The following is a 22219-nucleotide window of genomic DNA, read 5'->3' on the forward strand; positions in this document are numbered from 1 at the left end:
CGGCCGCCATCGCCGTATCCGGCGTTCCGCCGTGCTGTGTGCGCTGTGCCGCGTGCCCCCGTACGGGAGGGGGTCAGTTCCAGCCTCGCGAGTCCTGCTTGAGCGCGGTGTCGACGGTCAGGGCCGTGGCGACCACCAGGCTCAGCAGCGGCTCGGGCAGCTGGTAGTGGATCTGGAGGACGTAGTTGTCCGCGGAGGTGAACAGCGTCTTGGCGAGGCCCTCCCAGGTCTTGGTGATCCGGGCGACCTCGTTGTCCGCGTGGTCGACGATCGCGAAGTTCCACGCCCGCCAGTTCTCCGCCTTGATCGCGCCGACCTGCTGGCCGTTCACGTTCATCGCGAAGTTGATCTTGCCGATCATGTTCTGCTGGACGATCTCGCCGACCTGCGAGCCGTCCGGGCGGGACACGATCACCCGCGACTTGAAGATCTTCGCGGGCCGGGTCAGCAGCAGCTGCGGCTGGCCGTAGGCGTCGCGGATCTCCAGCTTGTGGGTCAGGAACTGGTCCCAGCTGGAGACGAAGCGAAGGATCTTGCGCAGCGCGCCCTGCCCGACCTCGGTGACCGAGCCGAGCTCGCGGCCGTTCTGATCCATGACCTTGTACTCGTTGGTCAGCTCGATCAGCTTGGCCTTCTGGTTCACCACCAGCACCGGCTCGGTGAACAGGGTGCCGCCGCCGGGGCCGCCGGCCACGACGCCCGCCTGCTGCTGCACCTGGCGCTGCACCCGGGCGTCGGGAGCGGCCTGCTGCTGCGGGAACTGCTGCTGCGGCACGGCCTGCTGGGCCTGCTGCTGCGGTATGCCCGGCTGGGCACCCGCGGCCTGCTGGCCCTGCTGGGTCTGGTTGTTCGTGTGCTCGGTCCACTGGCTTCCGTCCCAGTAACGGAGCGTCTGCGGCGCGCCGTGCGGGTCCGGGTACCAGCCTGCCGGGGTGTTTGATTGCGTGGTCACCGGGGCACACTACCCTGCTCTGACCGGTACCTGACCAGCTCGGCGGCGGCGGTGTTCATCGCCCGATCACTGCGTCCCGAGCGCCGGGTCGCTGACGCCGGGCCGTCCGTTCTCCACGTGCCCGGCGAAGCCGCGCAGGAAGGCCGGGTCGTCCGCCGAGGTCACCGTCAGGTCGTACCAGAGGTGGCTGTGCGTGAGGTCCACGGTGTGCCGGACGCTCGCGCCGGGGCGTACGGACACGGTGACCGGAGCGCCGCCGTAGCCGTCGGCTATCTTCAGCCGGGCCGTGCCGGACCCCCGGTTGGTGAGGGTGAGTTCGACGTGGTCGCCGGTGTGCCGGGCGGTCACCTCGGGGCCCGCCGCCTTGTTGCGGCCCTTGAAGACGCGCAGGAAGCCGTTGGGACCGTGCACGGCGAGGTCGTAGGAGCCACCGGAGTAGGCCGAGTTCCAGGTGTCGGAGAGCGTCTTGCCGGCCTCGGTGGTGTAGGACCAGGGGCCGTCGGTGCGGTTGCCGGAGGTGACCAGGAAGACCGCGCCCGCCTGCGCGCCCGAGGCGAAGGTGAGGGTGAAGGTGCCGGCCGAGGTGTCCGCCGCACCGTCCACGAGGGGCGCGTACTTCAGCGGGCGGGTGGGCCGGCTGCCGCGCTCCTGCCGGGGCAGCGAGGGGTTCGCGGGCGGCTTGGGCACGTAGTCGGGGTGCCGGTCGTGGTCCGGCGGCAGGTAGCCGGCGGTCGAGGGCAGCGAGACGGGCCCGGTGTCCTTGCGGGAGAAGTCGAAGGCGCTGGTGAGGTCACCGCACACGGCGCGCCGCCAGGGCGAGATGTTCGGCTCGCGCACCCCGAAGCGCTGCTCGATGAAGCGGATGATCGAGGTGTGGTCGAAGGTCTCGGAGCAGACGTAACCGCCCTTGCTCCAGGGCGAGATCACCAGCATCGGCACCCGCTGGCCGAGACCGTACGGTCCCGCCGTGTATCCGGCGCCGCCCTGGTACAGGTCGGCCGAGGCGTCGACCGTCGACTTGCCCTGGGCCCCGGAGGCGGCCGGGAAGGGCGGCAGGACGTGGTCGAAGAAGCCGTCGTTCTCGTCGTAGGTCAGGAACAGGGCGGTCTTCGCCCACACCTCGGGGTTGGAGGTGAGCGCGTCCAGGACCTGGGAGACGTACCAGGCGCCGTAATTGGCGGGCCAGTTGGGGTGCTCGGTGAACGCCTCGGGGGCGGCGATCCAGGAGACCTGCGGGAGCGTCCCGGCCTTGACGTCCGCCTTCAGCCGGTCGAAGAAGCCCTCGCCCGCCTTGGCGTTCGTGCCGGTGCGGGCCTTGTCGTACAGCGCGTCGCCGGGCCGGGCGTTGCGGTACGCGTCGAAGTAGAGCAGCGAGTTGTCGCCGTAGTTGCCCCGGTAGGCGTCGTCTATCCAGCCCCAGCCGCCGTTCGCGTCCAGGCCGTCGCCGATGTCCTGGTAGATCTTCCAGGACACGCCCGCCTGCTCCAGGCGCTCGGGGTACGTCGTCCAGCCGTAGCCCTTCTCGTCGTTGCCGAGGACCGGGCCGCCGCCTTTGCCGTCGTTCCCGGTGTAACCCGTCCACATGTAGTAGCGGTTGGGGTCGGTGGAGCCGATGAGGGAGCAGTGGTAGGCGTCGCACACGGTGAAGGCGTCCGCGAGCGCGTAGTGGAAGGGGATGTCCGCGCGGGTGAGGTACGCCATCGTCGTCGCGGACTTGGCCGGTACCCACTTGTCGTACTTACCGCCGTTGAACGCGGTGTGCCCGTCGTTCCAGCCGTGCGGCAGGTCCTGGATGAAGGCGAGACCGAGGTCGTCGGCGTCCGGGTGGAAGGGCAGGATGTCGCGGGTGCCGTCCGACTGCTGCCAGACGGAGCGGCCGTTCTGGCTGACCGGGCGCGGGTCGCCGAAGCCGCGCACGCCCCTCAGCGAACCGAAGTAGTGGTCGAAAGAACGGTTCTCCTGCATCAGGACGACGATGTGCTCGACGTCCTCCACCGATCCGGTGCGGTGGTTCGCGGGCAGGGCGGCCGCGCGCTGGATGCTGCTCGACAACGCCGTGAACGCCGTCGTGGCGCCCGCGATCTGGAGGAAGCGCCGGCGGTTGACTCCGGTCATGGGGGGTTGGGTCCTCTCGTCCTGACGTCCGTGACTGCCGCGCCGAGTGTGCCAAGCGCGGCGAACGTCAGGGAAGGGTGAGGTGTCACCTGTGTGAAAGGTGCGGGGCCCGCGAACGGTGGCCGGACCCCGGGTGCCGCTCCTGTGGCCTCAGTCCTCGGGCGGCGGTACGACCGTCAGGTGCGCCGGCGTGGCGCGTTGCCTGCGCGGGCGGCGCACCGGGGCGGCGGCCCGGCGGGCATCGCGCGGGACCAGGGTCAGGCGCCGGCAGCCCAGTTCGCGCAGGGCCTGCGGGGTCTCGTCCACGATCCGGCACTCGCTGGGGCCCCGGCGCGGGTCGGGGTGCAGCAGCAGCCGTACGGCACCGTCGAGCCGGGTGCCGCGCTCGCCGACGGCACGGATCCAGTGCGGCAGACCCTGCCGGTAGGCGGCCTCCATGAGCGGGTCCTGGCCGATGTCCCGGCGGATGGCCTGGAGTTCGGGATCGTGGCCGTACGCGTCCATGGCGACCTTGAGCTGGGCCAGCATGGGCAGGCACCAGCCCGCCTCGTGGTCGCCGAGGACGAGCCCGGCGTCCGGGTGGAACAGCACGAACCGCAGGAAGTTGTCCCCCGGCATGGCCGTGGGGTGCGGGCGCGCCCCGCCGAACAGCGTGGCGTAGGCGTAGTTGGCCAGCACCACGTCCCAGCGGTGGTCCACCACCAGGGACGGGAAGGGCACGGCGTCCAGCAGCACGCCGTAGTCCTGTAGGTACGAATGGGTCTCGGAGGTCTCGGGGACGGGCCGCGGCGCCGGCCGCTGCCCTCCTGCCTGATGTGCCATCGGGAGGTCACCCCTCTTGCCTCTGCGGCCTTCACGCGGCGATGTGATCCTGCTTCCCCGCGAGGAGTGATGTCAACTATCGTGGCATTCCAGGCCGGTTGACGGCTGAAATTCGCCACAGTTGTGGCGACACCTGGATGTGGGTTCACGGCACCGGCTAATCTCCGGGAAGTTCACGGCGACCGCCGGTCCCGGTACCGGGCATGCCCTATGCACGGACGCACCTGTTGCCCTTGCTCGAGAGACGTAGGAGTTCTGTCGGTGACGGATGGCTACGAGGATCCGGGCGCCGCGGCGACCGCCCAGCTGCCGGCCGTCGTCGCCCGCGTCACCGCGCTCGCCGAGCGGCTCGGGGTGTCCCAGGCCGAGGTCTTCGACGTCGCGCGGCTCTCGGTCGCCTGCGGGGTGCCCGAGCCGGTGGTCAAGGCCCTGCTCAGCGGGCGCCCGGCGGGCGAACCCGATGTCCAGGCACGGTTTTTGCAGCGCCTCGGGCTGCTGCGGCGCACCCGGCTGAAGCCGAACGGCCGCAAGTACACCCAGCAGGAGATCGCCGACGGCGCGGGCATGTCCCGGCAGCAGGCCGGCGCCCTGATCAACGGCGACCGGCGGCCCACCATGGAGCACTGCGACGCGTTGCAGCGCTTCTTCCGGGTGCACGCCGGGTTCCTGACGGCGGAGGACCCGGAGGCGCTGGCGGGCGCGCTCCAGCGCACCGAGCAGGAGCTGCTCCAGAAGCTGGCCGACCGGGAGCGGGCCGCGGCCGGGCCCGCCGAGGATCCGCTGGAGCGGCTGCTCCAGGACCACGGGGTGCGCGGAATAGCCTGGCGGGCCGCGCAGTTGCCGACCGACCAGCACCGGGACAAGGTCGCGGAATGGCTGGACATGCTCCTGGAGAGCGTGAAGCGGCCGGAGTCCTGAGGGCGGTCCGGGGCGCGGCGCCGGGGGCGGTTTCGCCCGATTGTCAGTGGTGGGCGGCAAGCTGGTATGCGTGCGCCGTAGCGCGCGTGACCGTGACGCCTATCCGGGGAGAGCCGACCGATGCCGACCGCCGTCCTGACCGACCATGAGCGCACCGCCGTCCAGGCCTACTTGCGGCTGTTGCACACGGTGCGCGCCGCCTTCGACGGTCCACCGCAGGGAGCGCCGCCCGCCCTGGTGCCGCCCTCGGTGCTCGCCGAGGCGGAGACGGCCCTCGCGAAGGCGGGTCTCGCGGGCAATGAGGCGGAGTTCTTCCGGATGCTGGGCGAGTGGTGCCCGTCGGCAGGCTGAACGGACGCAGGGCGGTGGCCGCCGTCGCCGGGATCCGGCCGCGGTGACGGCGGCCGCCGGGGCGCGGGTGCCGAGGCTCGTCAGGCGGGGTGCGGGATGACGATCGTGGTGGTCACCAGCGCGTTTCCGGCGGCCCAGCGGCCGTCGAGGACCTGGAGGCGGCGGCCGCCCACGAGCGGTCCGGGGACCAGGAGTTCGGCGTGCAGGGTGCCGTGCGGGGCGCCGTCGGGGGACGGGCGCAGGGTGATGTCGGCCTCGGAGAAGTCCAGCCAGGCGCGGGTGAGCGGGAACCACGCCTTGTACACGGACTCCTTGGCGCTGAACAGGATGCGGTCCCAGTGCACGGCGGGGTCCTGTTCGGCGAGCCGCCGCAGGCGTTCCGTCTCGGCGGGCAGGAAGACGGAGGCGCCCACGCCGTCGGGCAGCGGGCCGTGCGGTTCGGCGTCGATGCCCAGCGAGACGAGGTCGGTGGCGTGGACCAGCGCGGCGGCGCAGTAGCCCGCGCAGTGGGTCATGCTGCCGACGATGCCCGCGGGCCACCGCGGGGCGCCGCGCTCGCCGCTGACCACGGGCGCCGCCGGGACGCCGAGCTTCTCCATGGCGCGCCGGGCGCAGCCGCGCACGGCGGCGAACTCGCGGCGCCGCTTGCCCACGGCGCGGGCGACGAGCACCTCCTCCTCCGGGTGGAGCGGGGAGTCCCACAGCGGGTCGTCAGGGAGTGCCTCCACGGCCACGACCGACTCCGGGAGCAGCTGCTCGATCACCGGTTTCCACCTCCATCGGCAGGATGCGGCGCGCCGTGCCCGGCGTCGCCGTGCGCTTGCGCCACTCGCGGGGGTAGCCCACGGAGACCTCGGTGAAGCGGACTCCGTCGTGCCAGGTGGTGCGGGGGATGTGCAGATGGCCGTAGACCATGGTGGCGACGCGGAACCGGCGGTGCCAGTCGGCGGTCAGCTCGGTGCCGCACCACATGGCGAACTCGGGGTGCCACAGCACCTCGGTGGGGTGCCGGTGCAGCGGGTAGTGGTTGGCCAGCACGGTCGGCAGGTCGCCGGGCAGCGCGGCGAGCCGCTCCTCGGTCCACGCCACCCGGTCCCGGCACCACGCCTCGCGGCTCGGGTAGGGGTCCGGATGTAGCAGGTACTCGTCGTTGCAGATGATGCCGGTGCCCTCGGCGTAGGCGAGGCCCTCGGCCTTGGTGGTGCAGCCGGCGGGCAGGAAGCTGTAGTCGTAGCCGAGGAACAGCGGGGCGACGGCGGCCGGGCCGCCGGGACCGTGCCACACCGGGTAGGGGTCCTCGGGGGTGAGGACGCCGAGTTCGCGGCAGACCTGGACCAGGTGCTCGTAGCGGGCGACGCCGCGCAGCTGTACGGAGTCCTTGGGGTGGGTCCACAGGTCGTGGTTGCCGGGGGTCCACAGGACCTTGCGGAACCGGGCCGCGAGGGTGGCGAGGGTCCAGCGGATGTCCGCCACGGTCTCCGCGATGTCGCCGGCGACGATCAGCCAGTCCTCGTCGCCCGTCGGGTGCAGCTGCTCCACCAGCGCACGGTTCTCCGGGTAGGAGATGTGCAGGTCGCTGATGGCCAGCAACTGGCCGGGACCGGCCGTCGGCTCCACCCCGTGTCCCCCTTCCGATCAGCGCATTGTCTGGTCCACAAGAACATAATCACGTGCGCCGTTCAAGAGCCTTTCGGGTCGGCCTATTTGAGGTAGGCCAGCCCTGGATGGGCGGCGAGGTAGCCGTCCGTCAGCCGGCGGGCCACGGCCACGGAGTCGATCAGAGGGTGCAGGGCGAAGGCCTTGACCGCGGTGGCCCGTGAGGCGGTCTCGGCGGCGGCGAGCACCTCGCGCTCCACCGCCTTGACCGAGGCGACCAGGCCGGCCGCGTGGGCGGGCAGCGGGGCGGCGGCCAGCGGGTGGGCGCCGTTCGCGTCCACCAGGCAGGGCACCTCGACGACCGCGTCGGCGTCGAGGTCCGGGAGGGCGCCCTGGTTGCGGACGTTGAGGATGAGGGTCGTACGGGCGTCGCGGGCGATGGCGCGCATCAGGGCGAGGGCCACCTTCTCGTAGCCGCCGGAGAGGTCCTCCTCCTCGCGTTCGCCGGCGCCCGCGGTCTCGCGGTTCTCCGCCATGTACGTCGCCTCGCGCTCGGCGCGGGTGCGGTTCCAGGCGCGCAGCGCGGAGACGTCCGGGCGCCCGGCCTCCGCGTAGAAGCGGGCCTGCTGGTCGCGCAGGAAGGCGCCGCGGGTCAGGTCCGCGTCCTGGTAGGCGCGGACGGTCTCCCGGTTGAAGTAGTAGTAGTGCAGGTACTCGTTGGGGATCGCGCCGAGCGAGCGCAGCCAGTCCGGGCCGAAAAGCCTGCCCTCCTCGAAGGAGCCGAGCAGTGCGGGGTCGGCGAGCAGCCTCGGCAGTTCGTCGCGTCCGTCGATGCGCAGGCCGCGGACCCAGCCGAGGTGGTTGAGGCCAGCGTAGTCCACGAAGGCGTCCTCCGGGTCGGCGCCGAGGACGCGGGCGAGCCGCCTGCCGAGGCCGACCGGGGAGTCGCAGATGCCGATCACGCGGTCGCCGAGGTGCCGGGACATCGCCTCGGTGACCAGTCCGGCCGGGTTGGTGAAGTTGATCACCCAGGCATCAGGGGCGAGGCGGGCCACACGGCGGGCGATGTCCGTGGCGACGGGCACGGTGCGCAGCCCGTAGGCGATGCCGCCCGCGCCGACCGTCTCCTGCCCGAGCACGCCCTCGGCCAGCGCGATCCGCTCGTCGTCCGCACGGCCGTCGAGGCCGCCGACGCGGATCGCGGAGAACACGAAGCCGGCGCCGCGCAGGGCCTCGTCGAGGTCCGTGGTGGTGCTCACGCGGGGTGCGTCGGTGGTCCCGGCGGCCTGCTCGGCGAGGACGCGGGAGACCGCGTGCAGCCGGCCGGCGTCCAGGTCGTGCAGGACGACCTCGGTGACCCGGCCCTCGGCACGGTCGGTCAGCAGCGCGCCGTACACGAGGGGCACGCGGAAGCCGCCACCGCCCAGAATCGTCAGCCTCACGTCCCACGCACCTTTCCCGAGTCCCGTAAGCCCTGCCAGGGCACATCATCCCCGCCCGCCACCTCCCGGCGCACGCTCCCGCCCCTTCCTGTCCCGGAAAGCACGGGGACAGCGGACCGGAATACGCCCCGTCGTCGACCGGAACCGGCGCACCGGACGCACCCCCGTCACCCGGTGGCCGCCGATCCGTGGTTGCATGCGGTTTCCGACCGCACGCAAGTGACAGGAGCCTGATGAAGCGTCAACTCGCCGCGCTCACCGCCTTGGTGGGCGCCCTCGTGTGTGCCGCCCCGAGCGCGTCGGCGTCCGAGCCGGCCCGGTGGACGGCGGCCGGGACGTCGTACACCGACACCCTGGGCGGCGGCCAGGGCCTCGCCAGCCGGGCCGACGGCTCGCTGCTGCACCGCGGACTGCTCGACATCCCGCTGGATCTGCGGGTCAAGGGCTGGAACCACGTGGGTGATCCGGACATCGCGCGCGGCTATGTCTTCGACGCCTACCAGGGCGCGGACACGGCCACGTCGAAGATGTACGAGGTGACCACGCCGGACGGCAAGCGGTACGACTACGTGCACCCGCTGGACGCGGGCGAGAAGGTGAACAACTCCTTCGCCGCCGTCTCGCCCGACGGGCAGTGGCTGGTCTCCGGCGAGTGGGAGGACCAGGACCGGCTCCAGGTGTTCCCCGCGCCGCTGCTCAACCCGGCCACCCCGCGCACCGGCGGGACGCTGGCCCAAGCCGGGCAGATCAGCCTGGACAAGCCGGTCCGCGACATCCAGGGCTGCGACTTCGTGACCGCCACCCGGCTGGTGTGCGCGTCCGACGACGCCTCGGGCGAGCTGTTCCCGCAGAGCAGGCCGCTCCTCCAGGTCGATCTGCCGCACCCGCTGGACGGCAGGCCGGTCACCGGCCACGTCTCCAGCCTCTTCGGGCTCCCCCAGCACAGCGTGTGCAAGGGCACGTTCGAGGCCGAGGGCGTCGACTACGACCCCGCGACGCGCACCCTGCGCGCCGAGGTGGTCGCACCGGGCGTGTGCGCGGTGGCGACGACCGTGTACGCGTACCACCTGGATTAGGACCACGCGGTGGCGGGCGGCAGCCGCCCGCCCGTCCCCGACGCGCGGGCGGCGCAGGCTCCCTCCGACGCCCGCGCGGATGTTCATGCGGCCCGTGCTCGGATCCGGAGCGCGCTCCAGGTCAAGAGCCCTGGCGGTTACCGCAGTTCGGCGCGGAAGGCCGCCGGCGTTCTCCCGGTGTGCAGTTGGAAGAACTTGGAGAAGTTCGCCGCGTCCGGGAAGCCGACGGCCGCGCCGACCCGGCCGATGGGCAGCTCGGTGTGGGCGAGGAGGCGCTTGGCCTCCAGGACGACGCGTTTGTCGATGAAGCCCTTGGGGGTCTCGCCGGTGGCCGCGCGCACGGCCCGCACCAGGGTGCGGCGGGAGTAACCGAGGGCGTCGGCGTAGGCGCTGACGCTGTGGTTGGTGGCGAAGCCCTGCTCGACCGCGTCCCGGAACAGCGTGAAGGTGTTGTCCGACTGCTGCCGTGAGCCGGGCGCGGAGCTGGCGGCGAGGTGGGCGAGGCGCAGCAGGAACGCGGTCAGGTCGTGCCGCAGGACGGCCGTGTGCAGGCTGGGCGGGAGGGTCGTCGTGTCCTCGTACTCGCGGCGCAGCTGCTCCAGGGCCGCCCGCAGCGCTTCGAGCTGGGCCGCGTCGGGGTGCAGCAGCGGCGGCAGGTCGTAGCGGTACAGCCCGGTCGCCTCGACGGTGGCGCGGGGCAGGAAGCCGGGTTGCATGGTCAGCACGGTTCCGCGGTACACGCACTCGCGGGAGAAGCGGTGGACCTGTCCGGGTCGTATCCACAGCAGGTCGCCGGCCGCGGCCTCGTACTCGGTGAAGTCGACCATGTGGCGGACGGGGCCCTCGGCGAACAGCAGGACGACGTGGAAGTCGATGCGGTGGACACGGTCCAGCGGGATGTCGGTCCGCCAGGAGCGGTCGGCCCCCATCCGGCCGATCCGCATGCCGACACCGCCGACGGCCAGCTCGGTCGGGAAGGGGAGGGTTCTGATGCCGTCGTCGCCCGCCGCGCCGCCCTCTTGGGGCGTTGTGTCAGCCATGTCCTTTTCGTGCCGTCCCTGCTCCGCGATCACTGTCCCAGATTCACCACAGGGTGACACATCCCGCCCTTCCGTCGAAAAAGTCAGACTTTTAAGTTTGAACGCGTCCGGCCAGCCCTTCCGTACTGAACGAGGACTTCTTGAAGATGAGCACGCACACTTCCAGTGGCTTCGAGTGGACCGATCTCGACCGGCGGGCCGTGGACACCGCCCGTCTGCTGGCGGCCGACGCGGTGCAGAAGGTGGGCAACGGCCATCCGGGCACCGCGATGAGCCTGGCGCCTGCCGCGTACACGATCTTTCAGAAGGTGATGCGTCACGACCCGGCGGACCCGGAGTGGACCGGCCGTGACCGGTTCGTCCTCTCCCCCGGCCACACCTCGCTGACCCTGTACACCCAGCTGTTCCTGGCCGGGTACGAGCTGGAGCTGGACGACCTGAAGGCGTTCCGCACCCACGGCTCGCGGACCCCCGGCCACCCGGAGTACGGGCACACCGCGGGCGTGGAGACCACCACCGGGCCGCTCGGCCAGGGCGTCGCCAACGCGGTGGGCATGGCGATGGCCGCCCGCTACGAGCGCGGCCTGTTCGACCCCGAGGCCCCCGCGGGCACCTCCCCCTTCGACCACACCGTCTGGGCGATCGTCTCCGACGGCGACCTGGAGGAGGGCGTCTCCGCCGAGGCGTCCTCGCTCGCCGGCCACCAGAAGCTCGGCAACCTGGTCTTCCTCTACGACGACAACCACATCTCCATCGAGGGCGACACCGCGACCGCCTTCTCCGAGGAGGTGCTGAAGCGGTACGAGGCATACGGCTGGCACACCCAGCGCGTCGAGCCCACCGCCGACGGCGACGTGGACGTGGCCGCCCTGTACGCGGCCCTCGATGCGGCGCGGAACGAGACCGGGCGGCCCTCGATCATCGCGATGCGCACGATCATCGCGTGGCCGGCCCCGAACGCCCGCAACACCGAGGCATCCCACGGCTCGGCGCTCGGCGCGGAGGAGATCGCGGCCACCAAGAGCCTCCTCGGCTTCGACCCGGAGCGGTCCTTCCAGGTCGAGGACGAGGTCCTGAAGCACGCCCGGCGGGCCCTGGACCGGGGTGCCGAGGCGCACGCGGCCTGGGACAAGCGGATCGCCGAGTGGCGCACCGCGGAGCCGGCGCGGGCCGCCCTGTTCGACCGGATCAGCCGGGGCGAGCTGCCCGCGGGCTGGGAGGACGCCCTGCCGGTGTTCGAGGAGGGCAAGTCGGTCGCCACCCGCGCCGCCTCCGGCAAGGTGCTCCAGTCGCTCGGCCCGGTGCTGCCGGAGCTGTGGGGCGGCTCCGCCGACCTCGCCGGCTCCAACAACACCGACATCGACAAGTCCAGCTCGTTCCTCCCCGAGGGCAACCCGCTGCCGACCGCCGACCCCTATGGCCGTACCGTGCACTTCGGCATCCGCGAGTTCTCCATGGCGGCGGAGATGAACGGCATCGCCCTGCACGGCAACACCCGCGTCTACGGCGGCACCTTCCTGGTGTTCTCCGACTACATGCGCAACGCGGTGCGGATGTCCGCGCTGATGCAGCTGCCGGTGACGTACATCTGGACGCACGACTCCATCGGCCTCGGCGAGGACGGCCCGACCCATCAGCCGGTCGAGCACCTGGCCTCGCTGCGCGCCATTCCGGGCCTGAACGTCGTCCGCCCGGCGGACGCCAACGAGACCGTGATCGCCTGGGCCGAGATCCTGAAGAGGCACGCCACCAGCCCTGCCCCGCACGGGCTCGCGCTCACCCGCCAGGGCGTGCCGGTGTACGCGCCGAACGAGGACGCGGCCAAGGGCGGCTATGTGCTGTGCGAGTCCTCGACGGAGGTCCCGGAGGTGATCGTCATCGCGACCGGCTCCGAGGTGCAGCTCGCCGTGGCCGCGCGCGAGCGGCTGGAGGCCGAGGGCATCGGCACGCGGGTGGTCTCGATGCCGTCCGTGGAGTGGTTCGAGGAGCAGCCGCGCACCTACCGCGAGCGGGTGCTGCCGCCGGCCGTGAAGGCGCGGGTGGCGGTGGAGGCCGGCATCGGGCTGACCTGGTACCGCTATGTGGGTGACGCGGGCCGGATCGTATCCCTGGAGCACTTCGGCGCCTCCGCCGACGCCGGGACCCTGTTCACCGAGTTCGGCTTCACCCCCGAGAACGTCGCCGCGGCGGCCCGCGAATCGCTCGCCGCCGCGCGCGCCTGACACCGACACACAAGGAAAGATGATCACTGTGACCGAAGCAATCGCGACTCCGGGAGCCCTCAAGCGCCTTGCCGACGAGGGTGTGTCCGTCTGGCTGGACGACCTGTCGCGGGGGCGGATCACCTCGGGCAGCCTCGCCGACCTGGTGGCGAGCGGCAGCGCCGTCGGTGTCACCACCAACCCGTCGATCTTCCAGGCGGCCATAGGCTCCGGTGAGGGGTACGAGGAGCAGCTCACCGAGCTGGCCGTGCGCGGCGTGACGGTCGACGAGGCCGTACGCATGATGACCACCGCCGATGTGCGGGACGCCGCCGACATCCTCGACTCCGTGTACCGGGCGACGGACGGCCGCGACGGCCGGGTCTCCATCGAGGTCGACCCCCGGCTGGCCCACCGCACGGCGGCGACCGTCGCCGAGGCCAAGCAGCTGTTCTGGCTGGTCGACCGCCCGAACGTGATGATCAAAATCCCGGCGACCAAGGCGGGGCTGCCGGCGATCACCGAGGTCGTCGGGCTCGGCATCAGCGTCAACGTGACCCTGATCTTCTCCCTGGAGCGCTACCGCGAGGTCATGGCCGCCTACCTGGCCGGCCTGGAGAAGGCCCGCGAGCGCGGCATCGATCTGTCCACCATCCACTCGGTGGCCTCGTTCTTCGTCTCCCGCGTGGACTCCGAGATCGACAAGCGGCTGACCGCGCTCGGCACCGACGAGGCCCTCGCGCTCAAGGGCCGCGCGGCCCTGGCCAACGCGCGGCTGGCCTACGAGGCGTACGAGGAGGTCTTCGCGTCGGACCGCTGGCTGGCGCTCGCCGGGGACAAGGCGAACAAGCAGCGTCCGCTGTGGGCGTCCACCGGTGTGAAGGATCCCGCGTACAAGGACACCCTGTATGTGGACGACCTCGTCGCGCCGGGCACGGTCAACACCATGCCGGAGGCCACCTTGCTCGCCGTCGCCGACCACGGCGAGATCACCGGCGACACGGTGACCGGCGGCTACGCGCAGGCCCGTGCCGACCTCGGCGCGATCGAGCGGCTCGGCATCTCCTACGACGAGGTCGTCCAGCAGCTGGAGGACGAAGGCGTCGCCAAGTTCGAGACGGCCTGGCAGGACCTGCTGGACGCGGTGACGAAGTCCCTGGAGAGCAAGGGAGTTGACGCGCGATGACCGAGAAAGCGAGCCCGGCCCCGGCACCCGAGGAGGTCCGGGTGCCCATCGCCCCGGCCGCCGACTGGGTGAACCCGCTGCGGGACACCCGCGACCGGCGTCTGCCGCGCATCGCGGGTCCGTCGGGTCTGGTCATCTTCGGGGTGACCGGTGACCTGTCCCGCAAGAAGCTGATGCCGGCCGTGTACGACCTGGCCAACCGCGGTCTGCTGCCGCCGGGCTTCTCCCTGGTGGGCTTCGCCCGCCGCGAGTGGGAGGACCAGGACTTCGCGCAGGTCGTCCACGACTCGGTGCGCGAGCACTCGCGCACCCCGTTCCGCGAGGAGGTGTGGCAGCAGCTCGCCGAGGGCATGCGCTTCATCCCCGGCGACTTCGACGACGACACCGCGTTCAAGCAGCTCAAGGACGCCGTGGAGGAGCTGGACGCCTCCCGCGGCACCGGCGGCAACTTCGCGTTCTACCTCTCGGTGCCGCCGAAGTTCTTCCCGAAGGTCGTGCAGCAGCTGAAGAAGCACGGCCTGGCGAGCCCGCCCGAGGGCTCCTGGCGGCGCGCGGTCATCGAAAAGCCGTTCGGCCACGACCTGGCCAGCGCCCGGGAGCTGAACGCGATCGTGCACGACGTGTTCGAGCCGGACCAGGTGTTCCGCATCGACCACTACCTGGGCAAGGAGACGGTCCAGAACATCCTGGCGCTGCGCTTCGCGAACCAGATGTACGAGCCGATCTGGAACCGCAGTTACGTCGACCACGTCCAGATCACCATGGCCGAGGACATCGGCATCGGCGGCCGGGCCGGCTACTACGACGGCATCGGCGCCGCCCGTGACGTCATCCAGAACCACCTGCTCCAGCTGATGGCGCTCACCGCCATGGAGGAGCCCATCGCGTTCGACGCGGAGGCGCTGCTCACCGAGAAGCTGAAGGTGCTCAAGTCGGTGCGGCTCCCGGAGGACCTGGGCCGGCACACCGTGCGGGCCCAGTACGCGGGCGGCTGGCAGGGCGGCGAGAAGGTCGTCGGCTATCTGGAGGAGGACGGCATCGACCCCCAGTCGAAGACCGACACCTTCGCCGCGATCAAGATCGGCATCGACAACCGGCGCTGGGCGGGCGTCCCGTTCTACCTGCGCACCGGCAAGCGGCTCGGCCGCCGGGTGACGGAGATCGCGGTGGTCTTCAAGCGGGCCCCGCACTCCCCCTTCGACTCCACCGCCACCGAGGAGCTGGGCCAGAACGCGATCGTGATCCGCGTCCAGCCGGACGAGGGCATGACGGTCCGCTTCGGCTCCAAGGTGCCGGGCACCTCGATGGAGATCCGGGACGTGTCCATGGACTTCGCCTACGGCGAGTCGTTCACGGAGTCCAGCCCGGAGGCGTACGAGCGGCTCATCCTGGACGTGCTCCTGGGCGACGCCAACCTGTTCCCGCGTCACCAGGAAGTGGAAGAGTCCTGGAAGATCCTCGACCCGATCGAGCAGTACTGGGCGGCGCACGGCCGTCCGGCACAGTACGCGTCGGGCAGCTGGGGACCGCGGGAAGCCGACGAGATGCTCGCACGAGACGGACGGAGCTGGCGCAGGCCATGAAGATCGACCTGACCGACACCACGGCAAGCAAGATCAACAAGGCGCTGGTGCAGGGCCGCCGAGCGATCGGCACCCCGGCCGTGGGCATGGTCCTGACGATGGTCATCGTCACGGACGAGGAGAACGCCTACGACTCGATGCGGGCCGCCGAGGAGGCCTCGCACGAGCATCCCTCGCGCACCCTGGTCGTCATCAAGCGGCACCCGCGCACCCTGCGCGACCGCACCCACTCGCGCCTGGACGCCGAGGTCCGGGTCGGCTCGGAGGCCGGCACCGGCGAGACGGTGGTGCTGCGCACCTACGGCGACGTGTCCGACCACGCCGACTCGGTGGTGCTGCCGCTGCTGCTGCCGGACGCCCCGGTGGTCGTGTGGTGGCCGGTGGACGCGCCCGACAACCCGTCCAAGGACCCGCTCGGCGCGCTCGCCCAGCGCCGGATCACCGATCTGTACGCGGTGGAGCGACCGATGGAGGTCCTGGAGGCCCGCGCCCGCAACTACGCGCCCGGCGACACCGACCTCGCCTGGACCCGGCTGACGCTGTGGCGCTCGATGCTGGCCGCCGCGCTCGACCAGGCGCGGGCGAAGGTGACGTCGGCGGCCGTGGAGGCCGAGGCGGACAACCCGAGCGCCGAGCTGCTGGCCCGCTGGCTGGAGGCGCGGCTCGGGGTGAGCGTGGACCGGGTGGTCACCGAGGGCCCGGTGGTCACGGCCGTACGGCTGGGTACCCGCGACGGCGAGATCGTCGTGGACCGCCCCGAGGGCCCGCTCGCGACGCTCACCCTGCCGGGCCAGCCGCCGCGCACCCTCGCCCTGAAGGTCCGCCCCACCTCCGAACTCATCGCCGAGGAGCTGCGCCGCCTCGACGCCGACGAGATGTACGCCATCGCCCTGCGGGGCGAGGCCGCCAAGGAGAACGCCTGAGATGGCCGACGTCCATTATCCCAACCTCACCCACCGGCCGGAGTGGACGGCGCTCGCCGCCCACCGCGCCGAGGGGCCGCTGCACCTGCGCGAGCTGTTCGCGTCGGATCCGGGCCGCGCCGAGCGGTACGTGGTCCGGGCCGGTGATCTGTACATCGACTACAGCAAGCACCTGATCACGGACGAGACCCTGTCCCTGCTGCGGGAACTCGCCGCCGCCACCGATGTATGCGGGCTGCGGGACGCCATGTTCCGCGGCGAGAAGATCAACGTCACGGAGGACCGGGCGGTGCTGCACACCGCGCTGCGCGCGCCGCGGGACGCGGTGATCGAGGTGGACGGCGAGAACGTGGTGCCCAAGGTGCACGCCGTCCTCGACAAGATGAGCGACTTCGCGGAGCGGGTGCGCTCGGGCGCCTGGACGGGTCACACCGGCAAGCGCATTCGCAATGTAGTCAACATCGGTATCGGCGGCTCCGACCTCGGGCCCGCGATGGCGTACGAGGCGCTGCGCAGCTTCACCGACCGGGACCTGACCGTCCGCTTCGTGTCGAACGTGGACGGCGCCGACCTGCACGAGGCCACCCGCGACCTGGACCCGGCCGAAACGCTGTTCATCATCGCGTCCAAGACGTTCACGACGATCGAGACGATCACCAACGCGACCTCCGCGCGATCGTGGCTGCTCGAAGCGTTCGACGGGGACGAGAAGGCCGTGGCGAAGCACTTCGTGGCGCTGTCCACCAACGCGGAGAAGGTGACCGAGTTCGGCATCGACCCCGACAACATGTTCGAGTTCTGGGACTGGGTCGGCGGCCGCTACTCGTACGACTCCGCGATCGGCCTCTCCCTGATGATCGCCATCGGCCCGGACCGGTTCCGGGAGATGCTGGACGGCTTCCGGCTGATGGACGAGCACTTCCGCACCGCGCCCGCCGAGGCCAACGCCCCGCTGCTGCTGGGCCTGCTGGGCATCTGGTACGGCAACTTCCACGACGCCCAGTCGCACGCCGTACTGCCGTACAGCCACTACCTGTCCAAGTTCACCGCCTACCTCCAGCAGCTCGACATGGAGTCCAACGGCAAGTCGGTGGACCGGCACGGACGCCGGGTGGAGTGGCAGACGGGTCCCGTGGTCTGGGGCACGCCGGGCACCAACGGGCAGCACGCGTACTACCAGTTGATCCACCAGGGCACCAAGCTCATCCCCGCCGACTTCATCGGCTTCGCCGAGCCGGTGGCCGAGCTGAGCGGTGAACTCAAGGCGCAGCACGACCTGTTGATGGCCAACTTCTTCGCCCAGACCCAGGCGCTGGCCTTCGGCAAGAGTGCCGAGGAGGTCCGCGCGGAGGGCGTGCCCGAGGAACTGGTGCCGCACAAGACCTTCCAGGGCAACCGGCCCACCACCACCATCCTGGCGAGGGCACTCACCCCGTCCGTGCTGGGCCAGCTGATCGCGCTGTACGAGCACAAGGTGTTCGTGCAGGGCGCGGTGTGGGACATCGACTCCTTCGACCAGTGGGGCGTGGAGCTGGGCAAGGTCCTCGCCAAGCGCGTCGAACCCGCCCTCACCGAAGGCGCCGAGGTGCCCGGCCTCGATCCCTCCACCACGGCCCTCGTCGCCGCCTACCGCACTCTCAAGAACGCATCGGAGAACTGATCATGCAGCTCGGTCTCATCGGTCTCGGCAAGATGGGCGGCAACATGCGCGAGCGGATCCGCCGCGCCGGCCACACCGTCATCGGCTACGACCGCAACCCTGAGGTCTCCGACGTCAAGAGCCTCGCCGAACTGGTCCAGAAGCTGGACGCGCCCCGCCATGTGTGGGTGATGGTCCCGGCCGGCACCGCCACCCAGACCGTCGTGGACGAGCTGGGCGACCTGCTGGAGCCCGGCGACACGGTGATCGACGGCGGCAACTCCCGCTGGACGGACGACGAGAAGCACGCCGCGGCGCTCGGCATCAAGGGCATCGGCTTCGTGGACGCCGGCGTCTCCGGCGGTGTGTGGGGCCTCCAGAACGGCTACGCGCTCATGGTCGGCGGCGAGAAGGAGAACGTGGACCGGCTCCAGCCGATCTTCGACGCGCTCAAGCCGGAGGGCCCGTACGGCTATGTGCACGCGGGCCGGGTCGGCGCCGGGCACTTCTCCAAGATGGTCCACAACGGCATCGAGTACGCGATGATGCAGGCGTACGCCGAGGGCTGGGAGCTGCTGGAGAAGGTGCACTCCGTGGAGAACGTCCGCGAGGTGTTCCGCTCCTGGCAGGAGGGCACGGTCATCCGCTCCTGGCTGCTCGACCTCGCGGTCAACGCGCTGGACGAGGACGAGCACCTGGAGAAGCTGCGCGGCTACGCGGAGGACTCCGGCGAGGGCCGCTGGACCGTCGAGGCGGCCATCGACAACGCGGTGCCGCTCCCGGCGATCACCGCCTCGCTGTTCGCCCGGTTCGCCTCCCGGCAGGACGACTCGCCGCAGATGAAGATGGTCGCGGCGCTGCGCAACCAGTTCGGCGGCCACGCGGTCGAGAAGAAGGGCTGACCGTGGCGGACCTTCTGCTGGTCCGCCACGGGGAGACGGAGTGGAGCAGGTCGGGACAGCACACCAGCTACACCGACCTGCCCCTGACCGACCACGGCGAGGAACAGGCCAAGTCCCTCGCCCCGCTCCTGTCCGGCCGGACCTACTCGCTCGTACTGAGCAGCCCGCTCGGCCGCGCCCAGCGCACCGCCGCCCTCGCGGGCCTGACCGGCGTCGAGCCCGAACCCGCCCTGCGTGAATGGGATTACGGCGGCTACGAGGGCATCACCACCGCCGAGATCCACCGCACCCGCCCCGACTGGGACCTGTGGACCGACGGGGTGGTGCCGGGGCCCGAGGGGCATCCGGGCGAGTCGCCTGCCGAGGTCGGCGCCCGCGCCGACCGGGTGCTGGCCCGCGTGGAGAGCGCGCTCGCCGGGGACGGCGGCGATGTGGTGCTCGTCGCCCACGCCCACGTCCTGCGGGTCCTGACGGCCCGCCGGCTGGGCCTCGCGCCCGCGGAGGGCCGGCTGTTCCAGCTGGCCACCGGCACCGTCAGCCGGCTGTCCACCGAGCACGGGCACCCCGTGATCACCGAGTGGAACCGGCGGCCGTAGCACCGCACGCACCGTGGTCCGGGTCACCCCGTGTGACCCGGACCGCGGCATTCGCGCTGTCATGTTCGCGTCTTAGAATCGGGTGCACCGAGCGCACCACCGCGGCGGTCCGAGGCCCTGAGGAAACCCCCGATGACCAGCGTCGAAGAACCAGTACGACCCGGCGGGCGGGTGCGGGACGCCGCGCGCACCAGGGCCGAGATCCTCGACGTGGCCACCCGCGAGTTCGCGCGGGCCGGTTACGAGGGCGCCCGGGTGGAGGAGATAGCCGCCCGCACCCGCGCCACCAAGCGGATGATCTACTACTACTTCGGCGGCAAGGAGCAGTTGTTCACCGCCGTCCTCGAACGGGCCTACGGCGCCCTGCGCAACGCCGGGCACCGGCTGGACGTCGCCCACCTCGACCCGGTCGCGGCGGTCCGGCACCTGGCCGAGACGGTCTTCGACCACCACGAGCAACACCCGGACTACGTTCGCCTGTTGAGCACCGAGAACATCCAGGGCGCGGAACACGTCAGGGCCTTACGGAGACTCGGCGCGACCGGCTCCCCCGCGCTCGACGCGCTGCGGGAGATCCTCGCCGCCGGGCAGGGCTCGGGGGTGTTCAGGACGGACGTGGACGCGGTCGACGTACACGCGGTGATCAGCTCGTTCTGCTTCTTCCGGATGGTCGGCCGGCGTACGTTCGGCGCGCTGTTCGGGCGGGACCTGACCGATCCGGAGCGGCGGGGGCACTACCGCAGGATGGCCGGGGACATGGTGATCGGGTACCTCACGGCCGACGGGACGGAACCGGTCGGCCGCTGACGGCCGGACCGGCTCACTCGGGCCGGGTGACCGCGGCGTCGAGCAGCGGGCCCAGTTCGCGCACCACCGTGGTCAGCGGCCGTACGTCCTGCTCGGCCCGTGCCATCAGGATCGCGCCCTCCAGGGTGCTGATCATCAGCGTGGCCAGGGCCGCGGAGCGGTCCGCCGGTACGCCCAGGGCGGTGAGGGCCCCGGCGAGCGGGGTCCGCCAGGCGGTGAAGGCGGCGGCCACGGCGGTGCGGGTCGCCTCGTCGCAGGCGGCGCGGTCGACGGTGGCGGCGGCGACCGGGCAGCCCGCGGCGAAGCCGTCCCTGTCGTACTCGTCCGTCCACTGCGCGGCCATCGCCGCGAACAGGGCGCTCGGCACCGGCTCGGGCAGCTGCTCGACGAAGCGCGCGATCCGCTTGCCGGCGTACCGTCCGGCCCAGGCGACGGCCTCACCGACCAGTTGCTCCTTGCCGCCAGGGAAGTAGTGCTGGAGGGAGCCGCGCGGGGCCCCGGCGTGCGCGGCGACCTCGCGCATGCCGGTCGCGGTCACCCCGTCGCGCCGGATGAGCTGGGCCGCGCTGAACACCATCCGCTCCCGCGGGCCGCGCTCCCGCTCGCTCATGTCCCGCCTCCGTGTCTCTCTGACATCCCCTCGGACAACTCTATGACCGGCGTCATAACGCCCGCTACTATGACGACCGTCATAATCGGTCGGCACAGTGAAGGACGGCTCCCGTGCGCGTCGGATTCATCGGTCTCGGAGTGATGGGCGGGCCCATGGCCCTGCGCCTGGTGGCCGCCGGCACACCGCTGGTGGTCTGGAACCGCACCCCGCACCGCGCCGAACCGCTGCGCGCGGCCGGTGCCGAGGTCGCCGCGGACGCCGCCGGGGTGTTCGCGCGGGCCGAGGTGGTGCTGCTGATGCTCGCCGACGAGCCGGCCCTCGACGCGGTCCTCGGCCGCGGCACCCCGGATCTGGCCGCGCGGGTCGCGGGGCGGACCGTGGTGCACATGGGCACGACGTCCCCCGAGTACTCGCGCGCCCTGGAGGCCGACATCCGCGCCGCCGGTGGCCGCTATGTCGAGGCGCCGGTGTCCGGGTCGCGGGTCCCCGCGGAACAGGGGCGGCTGGTGGCCATGCTCGCGGGCGAACAGGCCGCCGTGGACACGGTACGGCCGCTGCTCGCAACGCTGTGCGGCGAGGCGTTCGGGTGCGGGGCGGTGCCCGGCGCGCTGCTGATGAAGCTGTCGGTCAACCTGTTCCTGATCACCCTGGTGACCGGGCTGGCCGAGGCCTTCCACTTCGCCGAGCGGCAGGGCCTGGACCCCCGCCTGTTCCTGGACGTCCTCGACGCGGGTCCGATGGCCAGCCCGGTCTCCCGGATGAAGGCGCCCAAGCTGCGCGAGCGGGACTTCGCGGTGCAGGCGGCCGCGCTCGACGTGCTGAAGAACAACCGGCTCGTCGCCGAGGCCGCCCGCACGGCCCGCCTGGCGTCCCCGCTCCTCGACGTCTGCCACGCCCTCTTCCAGGAGACGGTGACCCAGGGGCACGGCAAAGAAGACATGATCGCCGTACTCAGGGCGATCGAGGCACGGACGGAGAGCGCGGCCCAGGTCGTGGAGCGGAAGTGACTCGAGAGGCTGGGGGTCGGTCAGTCCCGTGGCAGGCCGGCGAGCCAGCGGTCGTCCTGGAACTCGGTGGGGACTTCGTCCTCCCACGGATCGATCCCGCGGCGTTCGAGTTCGTCGAACCATCGGTCCCGCTGCGACTCGGGGAGGCGCCGTCCGCACCAGGGACAGAAGTGGATGGTGATGCTCGATGTGCCGCCGTCGTGGATGATCAGCCCGTACTCCTGGAACGTGGCGCTGAAGTCGATCAGCGCGTCCGGGCAGGCGAAGGGGTCGTCGTGCTCGTCGCAGCGCACGTCCACGTGGCGGCTCATCGCCTCGCAGCAGTGGTTGGTCATGACCTCGGCTTCTCATTCATCGGCACCAGGCTCCGATGTTCTTCGCGGTTTGTGAGGATGCCCCATCCGCTGCACCATCCCGGACGAGGCGGCCGTCCTCGTCGCGGCCATCAGC

21 protein-coding genes are annotated in these 22219 nt (G+C 71.5%); 12 read left to right on the top strand and 9 right to left on the bottom strand.

The annotated features are described in order from the left end of the window. Positions 1 to 73: 73 nt before the first annotated feature. From ACE4Q9_RS05070 to ACE4Q9_RS05080, 3 genes are all read right to left on the bottom strand, one after another. On the bottom strand, positions 74 to 952 hold the full coding sequence (locus ACE4Q9_RS05070; RefSeq protein ID WP_397983010.1) for a phospholipid scramblase-related protein: 879 nt from the start codon (positions 950 to 952) through the stop codon (positions 74 to 76). Positions 953 to 1018: 66 nt separating this feature from the next. After that, positions 1019 to 3067 (bottom strand): phosphocholine-specific phospholipase C, encoded by a 2049-nt coding sequence (locus tag ACE4Q9_RS05075; protein WP_397983011.1) that lies wholly within the window; start codon positions 3065 to 3067, stop codon positions 1019 to 1021. Positions 3068 to 3217: 150 nt separating this feature from the next. After that, a complete protein-coding gene (locus ACE4Q9_RS05080) occupies positions 3218 to 3889 on the bottom strand; it encodes a hypothetical protein (protein WP_397983012.1) in 672 nt (223 codons plus the stop codon). 261 nt (positions 3890 to 4150) lie between these two features. Between ACE4Q9_RS05080 and ACE4Q9_RS05085 the strand changes: the two genes are divergently transcribed. Continuing rightward, on the top strand, positions 4151 to 4807 hold the full coding sequence (locus tag ACE4Q9_RS05085; RefSeq protein ID WP_397983013.1) for a helix-turn-helix domain-containing protein: 657 nt from the start codon (positions 4151 to 4153) through the stop codon (positions 4805 to 4807). Between the two features lie 120 nt (positions 4808 to 4927). Beyond that, positions 4928 to 5158: a hypothetical protein gene (locus tag ACE4Q9_RS05090; RefSeq protein WP_397983014.1), complete on the top strand. Its 231-nt coding sequence runs from the start codon at positions 4928 to 4930 to the stop codon at positions 5156 to 5158. 80 nt (positions 5159 to 5238) lie between these two features. On the opposite strand, the gene ACE4Q9_RS05095 is transcribed toward ACE4Q9_RS05090, so the two are convergent. The 3 genes from ACE4Q9_RS05095 to ACE4Q9_RS05105 all read right to left on the bottom strand — a co-directional run bounded on the left by ACE4Q9_RS05095 (position 5239) and on the right by ACE4Q9_RS05105 (position 8196). Next, positions 5239 to 5922 (bottom strand): 4'-phosphopantetheinyl transferase, encoded by a 684-nt coding sequence (locus tag ACE4Q9_RS05095; RefSeq protein ID WP_397983015.1) that lies wholly within the window; start codon positions 5920 to 5922, stop codon positions 5239 to 5241. Then, a complete protein-coding gene (locus ACE4Q9_RS05100; protein WP_397983016.1) occupies positions 5870 to 6775 on the bottom strand; it encodes a metallophosphoesterase family protein in 906 nt (301 codons plus the stop codon). Before ACE4Q9_RS05100 ends, ACE4Q9_RS05095 begins: the two co-directional genes overlap by 53 nt. An 83-nt stretch (positions 6776 to 6858) precedes the next feature. Continuing rightward, entirely contained in the window at positions 6859 to 8196 is a 1338-nt protein-coding gene (locus ACE4Q9_RS05105) for a 6-phospho-beta-glucosidase (protein ID WP_397983017.1), read from the bottom strand. 233 nt (positions 8197 to 8429) lie between these two features. Between ACE4Q9_RS05105 and ACE4Q9_RS05110 the strand changes: the two genes are divergently transcribed. Beyond that, positions 8430 to 9272 (top strand): hypothetical protein, encoded by an 843-nt coding sequence (locus ACE4Q9_RS05110; protein ID WP_397983018.1) that lies wholly within the window; start codon positions 8430 to 8432, stop codon positions 9270 to 9272. Positions 9273 to 9409: 137 nt separating this feature from the next. Here ACE4Q9_RS05110 and ACE4Q9_RS05115 read toward each other — a convergent pair whose 3' ends face one another. Next, positions 9410 to 10312 (bottom strand): helix-turn-helix domain-containing protein, encoded by a 903-nt coding sequence (locus ACE4Q9_RS05115; RefSeq protein ID WP_397983019.1) that lies wholly within the window; start codon positions 10310 to 10312, stop codon positions 9410 to 9412. A 146-nt stretch (positions 10313 to 10458) separates the two neighbouring features. Between ACE4Q9_RS05115 and tkt the strand changes: the two genes are divergently transcribed. From tkt to ACE4Q9_RS05155, 8 genes are all read left to right on the top strand, one after another. Beyond that, a complete protein-coding gene (gene tkt, locus ACE4Q9_RS05120) occupies positions 10459 to 12534 on the top strand; it encodes a transketolase (protein WP_397983020.1) in 2076 nt (691 codons plus the stop codon). A 19-nt stretch (positions 12535 to 12553) separates the two neighbouring features. Continuing rightward, positions 12554 to 13699, top strand: a complete 1146-nt coding sequence (gene tal, locus ACE4Q9_RS05125; protein WP_397983021.1) for a transaldolase — start codon at positions 12554 to 12556, stop codon at positions 13697 to 13699. Beyond that, positions 13696 to 15282: a glucose-6-phosphate dehydrogenase gene (gene zwf / locus ACE4Q9_RS05130; RefSeq protein ID WP_397983022.1), complete on the top strand. Its 1587-nt coding sequence runs from the start codon at positions 13696 to 13698 to the stop codon at positions 15280 to 15282. Before tal ends, zwf begins: the two co-directional genes overlap by 4 nt. Further along, complete coding sequence (gene opcA, locus ACE4Q9_RS05135; protein WP_397983023.1) at positions 15279 to 16205, top strand: glucose-6-phosphate dehydrogenase assembly protein OpcA; 927 nt, start codon at positions 15279 to 15281, stop codon at positions 16203 to 16205. Before zwf ends, opcA begins: the two co-directional genes overlap by 4 nt. 1 nt (position 16206) lies before the next feature. After that, positions 16207 to 17865 (top strand): glucose-6-phosphate isomerase, encoded by a 1659-nt coding sequence (gene pgi, locus ACE4Q9_RS05140; RefSeq protein ID WP_397983024.1) that lies wholly within the window; start codon positions 16207 to 16209, stop codon positions 17863 to 17865. A gap of 2 nt (positions 17866 to 17867) precedes the next feature. Next, positions 17868 to 18746 carry a phosphogluconate dehydrogenase (NAD(+)-dependent, decarboxylating) gene (gene gnd, locus ACE4Q9_RS05145; protein ID WP_397983025.1) on the top strand — a complete coding sequence of 293 codons (879 nt, stop codon included), beginning with the start codon at positions 17868 to 17870 and terminating at the stop codon, positions 18744 to 18746. Between the two features lie 2 nt (positions 18747 to 18748). Beyond that, positions 18749 to 19342, top strand: coding sequence for a histidine phosphatase family protein (locus ACE4Q9_RS05150; protein ID WP_397983026.1), 594 nt, complete (start codon positions 18749 to 18751; stop codon positions 19340 to 19342). A 132-nt stretch (positions 19343 to 19474) separates the two neighbouring features. Then, the gene (locus tag ACE4Q9_RS05155) at positions 19475 to 20149 is read left to right on the top strand and encodes a TetR/AcrR family transcriptional regulator (RefSeq protein WP_397983027.1); all 675 of its coding nucleotides are present in this window, start codon (positions 19475 to 19477) and stop codon (positions 20147 to 20149) included. A 13-nt stretch (positions 20150 to 20162) separates the two neighbouring features. On the opposite strand, the gene ACE4Q9_RS05160 is transcribed toward ACE4Q9_RS05155, so the two are convergent. Further along, on the bottom strand, positions 20163 to 20759 hold the full coding sequence (locus tag ACE4Q9_RS05160; RefSeq protein ID WP_397983028.1) for a TetR/AcrR family transcriptional regulator: 597 nt from the start codon (positions 20757 to 20759) through the stop codon (positions 20163 to 20165). A 113-nt stretch (positions 20760 to 20872) separates the two neighbouring features. Between ACE4Q9_RS05160 and ACE4Q9_RS05165 the strand changes: the two genes are divergently transcribed. Further along, a complete protein-coding gene (locus ACE4Q9_RS05165) occupies positions 20873 to 21769 on the top strand; it encodes an NAD(P)-dependent oxidoreductase (RefSeq protein WP_397983029.1) in 897 nt (298 codons plus the stop codon). Positions 21770 to 21789: 20 nt separating this feature from the next. Here ACE4Q9_RS05165 and ACE4Q9_RS05170 read toward each other — a convergent pair whose 3' ends face one another. Further along, positions 21790 to 22104: a DUF6980 family protein gene (locus ACE4Q9_RS05170; protein WP_397983030.1), complete on the bottom strand. Its 315-nt coding sequence runs from the start codon at positions 22102 to 22104 to the stop codon at positions 21790 to 21792. Positions 22105 to 22219: the final 115 nt, after the last annotated feature.

It is taken from the genome of Streptomyces sp. AM6-12 (assembly GCF_044327085.1).
GTDB lineage: Bacteria > Actinomycetota > Actinomycetes > Streptomycetales > Streptomycetaceae > Streptomyces.

What these genes read in the sequence shown, in the direction of transcription:
- tal (WP_397983021.1), top strand. Translation starts at nt 12,554, where the DNA reads ATGATCACTGTGACCGAAGCAATCGCGACTCCGGGAGCCCTCAAGCGC.
- zwf (WP_397983022.1), top strand. Translation starts at nt 13,696, where the DNA reads ATGACCGAGAAAGCGAGCCCGGCCCCGGCACCCGAGGAGGTCCGGGTG.
- ACE4Q9_RS05090 (WP_397983014.1), top strand. Translation starts at nt 4,928, where the DNA reads ATGCCGACCGCCGTCCTGACCGACCATGAGCGCACCGCCGTCCAGGCC.
- opcA (WP_397983023.1), top strand. Translation starts at nt 15,279, where the DNA reads ATGAAGATCGACCTGACCGACACCACGGCAAGCAAGATCAACAAGGCG.
- ACE4Q9_RS05080 (WP_397983012.1), bottom strand. Translation starts at nt 3,889, where the DNA reads ATGGCACATCAGGCAGGAGGGCAGCGGCCGGCGCCGCGGCCCGTCCCC.
- ACE4Q9_RS05115 (WP_397983019.1), bottom strand. Translation starts at nt 10,312, where the DNA reads ATGGCTGACACAACGCCCCAAGAGGGCGGCGCGGCGGGCGACGACGGC.
- ACE4Q9_RS05170 (WP_397983030.1), bottom strand. Translation starts at nt 22,104, where the DNA reads ATGACCAACCACTGCTGCGAGGCGATGAGCCGCCACGTGGACGTGCGC.
- tkt (WP_397983020.1), top strand. Translation starts at nt 10,459, where the DNA reads ATGAGCACGCACACTTCCAGTGGCTTCGAGTGGACCGATCTCGACCGG.
- ACE4Q9_RS05075 (WP_397983011.1), bottom strand. Translation starts at nt 3,067, where the DNA reads ATGACCGGAGTCAACCGCCGGCGCTTCCTCCAGATCGCGGGCGCCACG.
- ACE4Q9_RS05110 (WP_397983018.1), top strand. Translation starts at nt 8,430, where the DNA reads ATGAAGCGTCAACTCGCCGCGCTCACCGCCTTGGTGGGCGCCCTCGTG.
- gnd (WP_397983025.1), top strand. Translation starts at nt 17,868, where the DNA reads ATGCAGCTCGGTCTCATCGGTCTCGGCAAGATGGGCGGCAACATGCGC.
- ACE4Q9_RS05160 (WP_397983028.1), bottom strand. Translation starts at nt 20,759, where the DNA reads ATGAGCGAGCGGGAGCGCGGCCCGCGGGAGCGGATGGTGTTCAGCGCG.
- pgi (WP_397983024.1), top strand. Translation starts at nt 16,207, where the DNA reads ATGGCCGACGTCCATTATCCCAACCTCACCCACCGGCCGGAGTGGACG.
- ACE4Q9_RS05155 (WP_397983027.1), top strand. Translation starts at nt 19,475, where the DNA reads ATGACCAGCGTCGAAGAACCAGTACGACCCGGCGGGCGGGTGCGGGAC.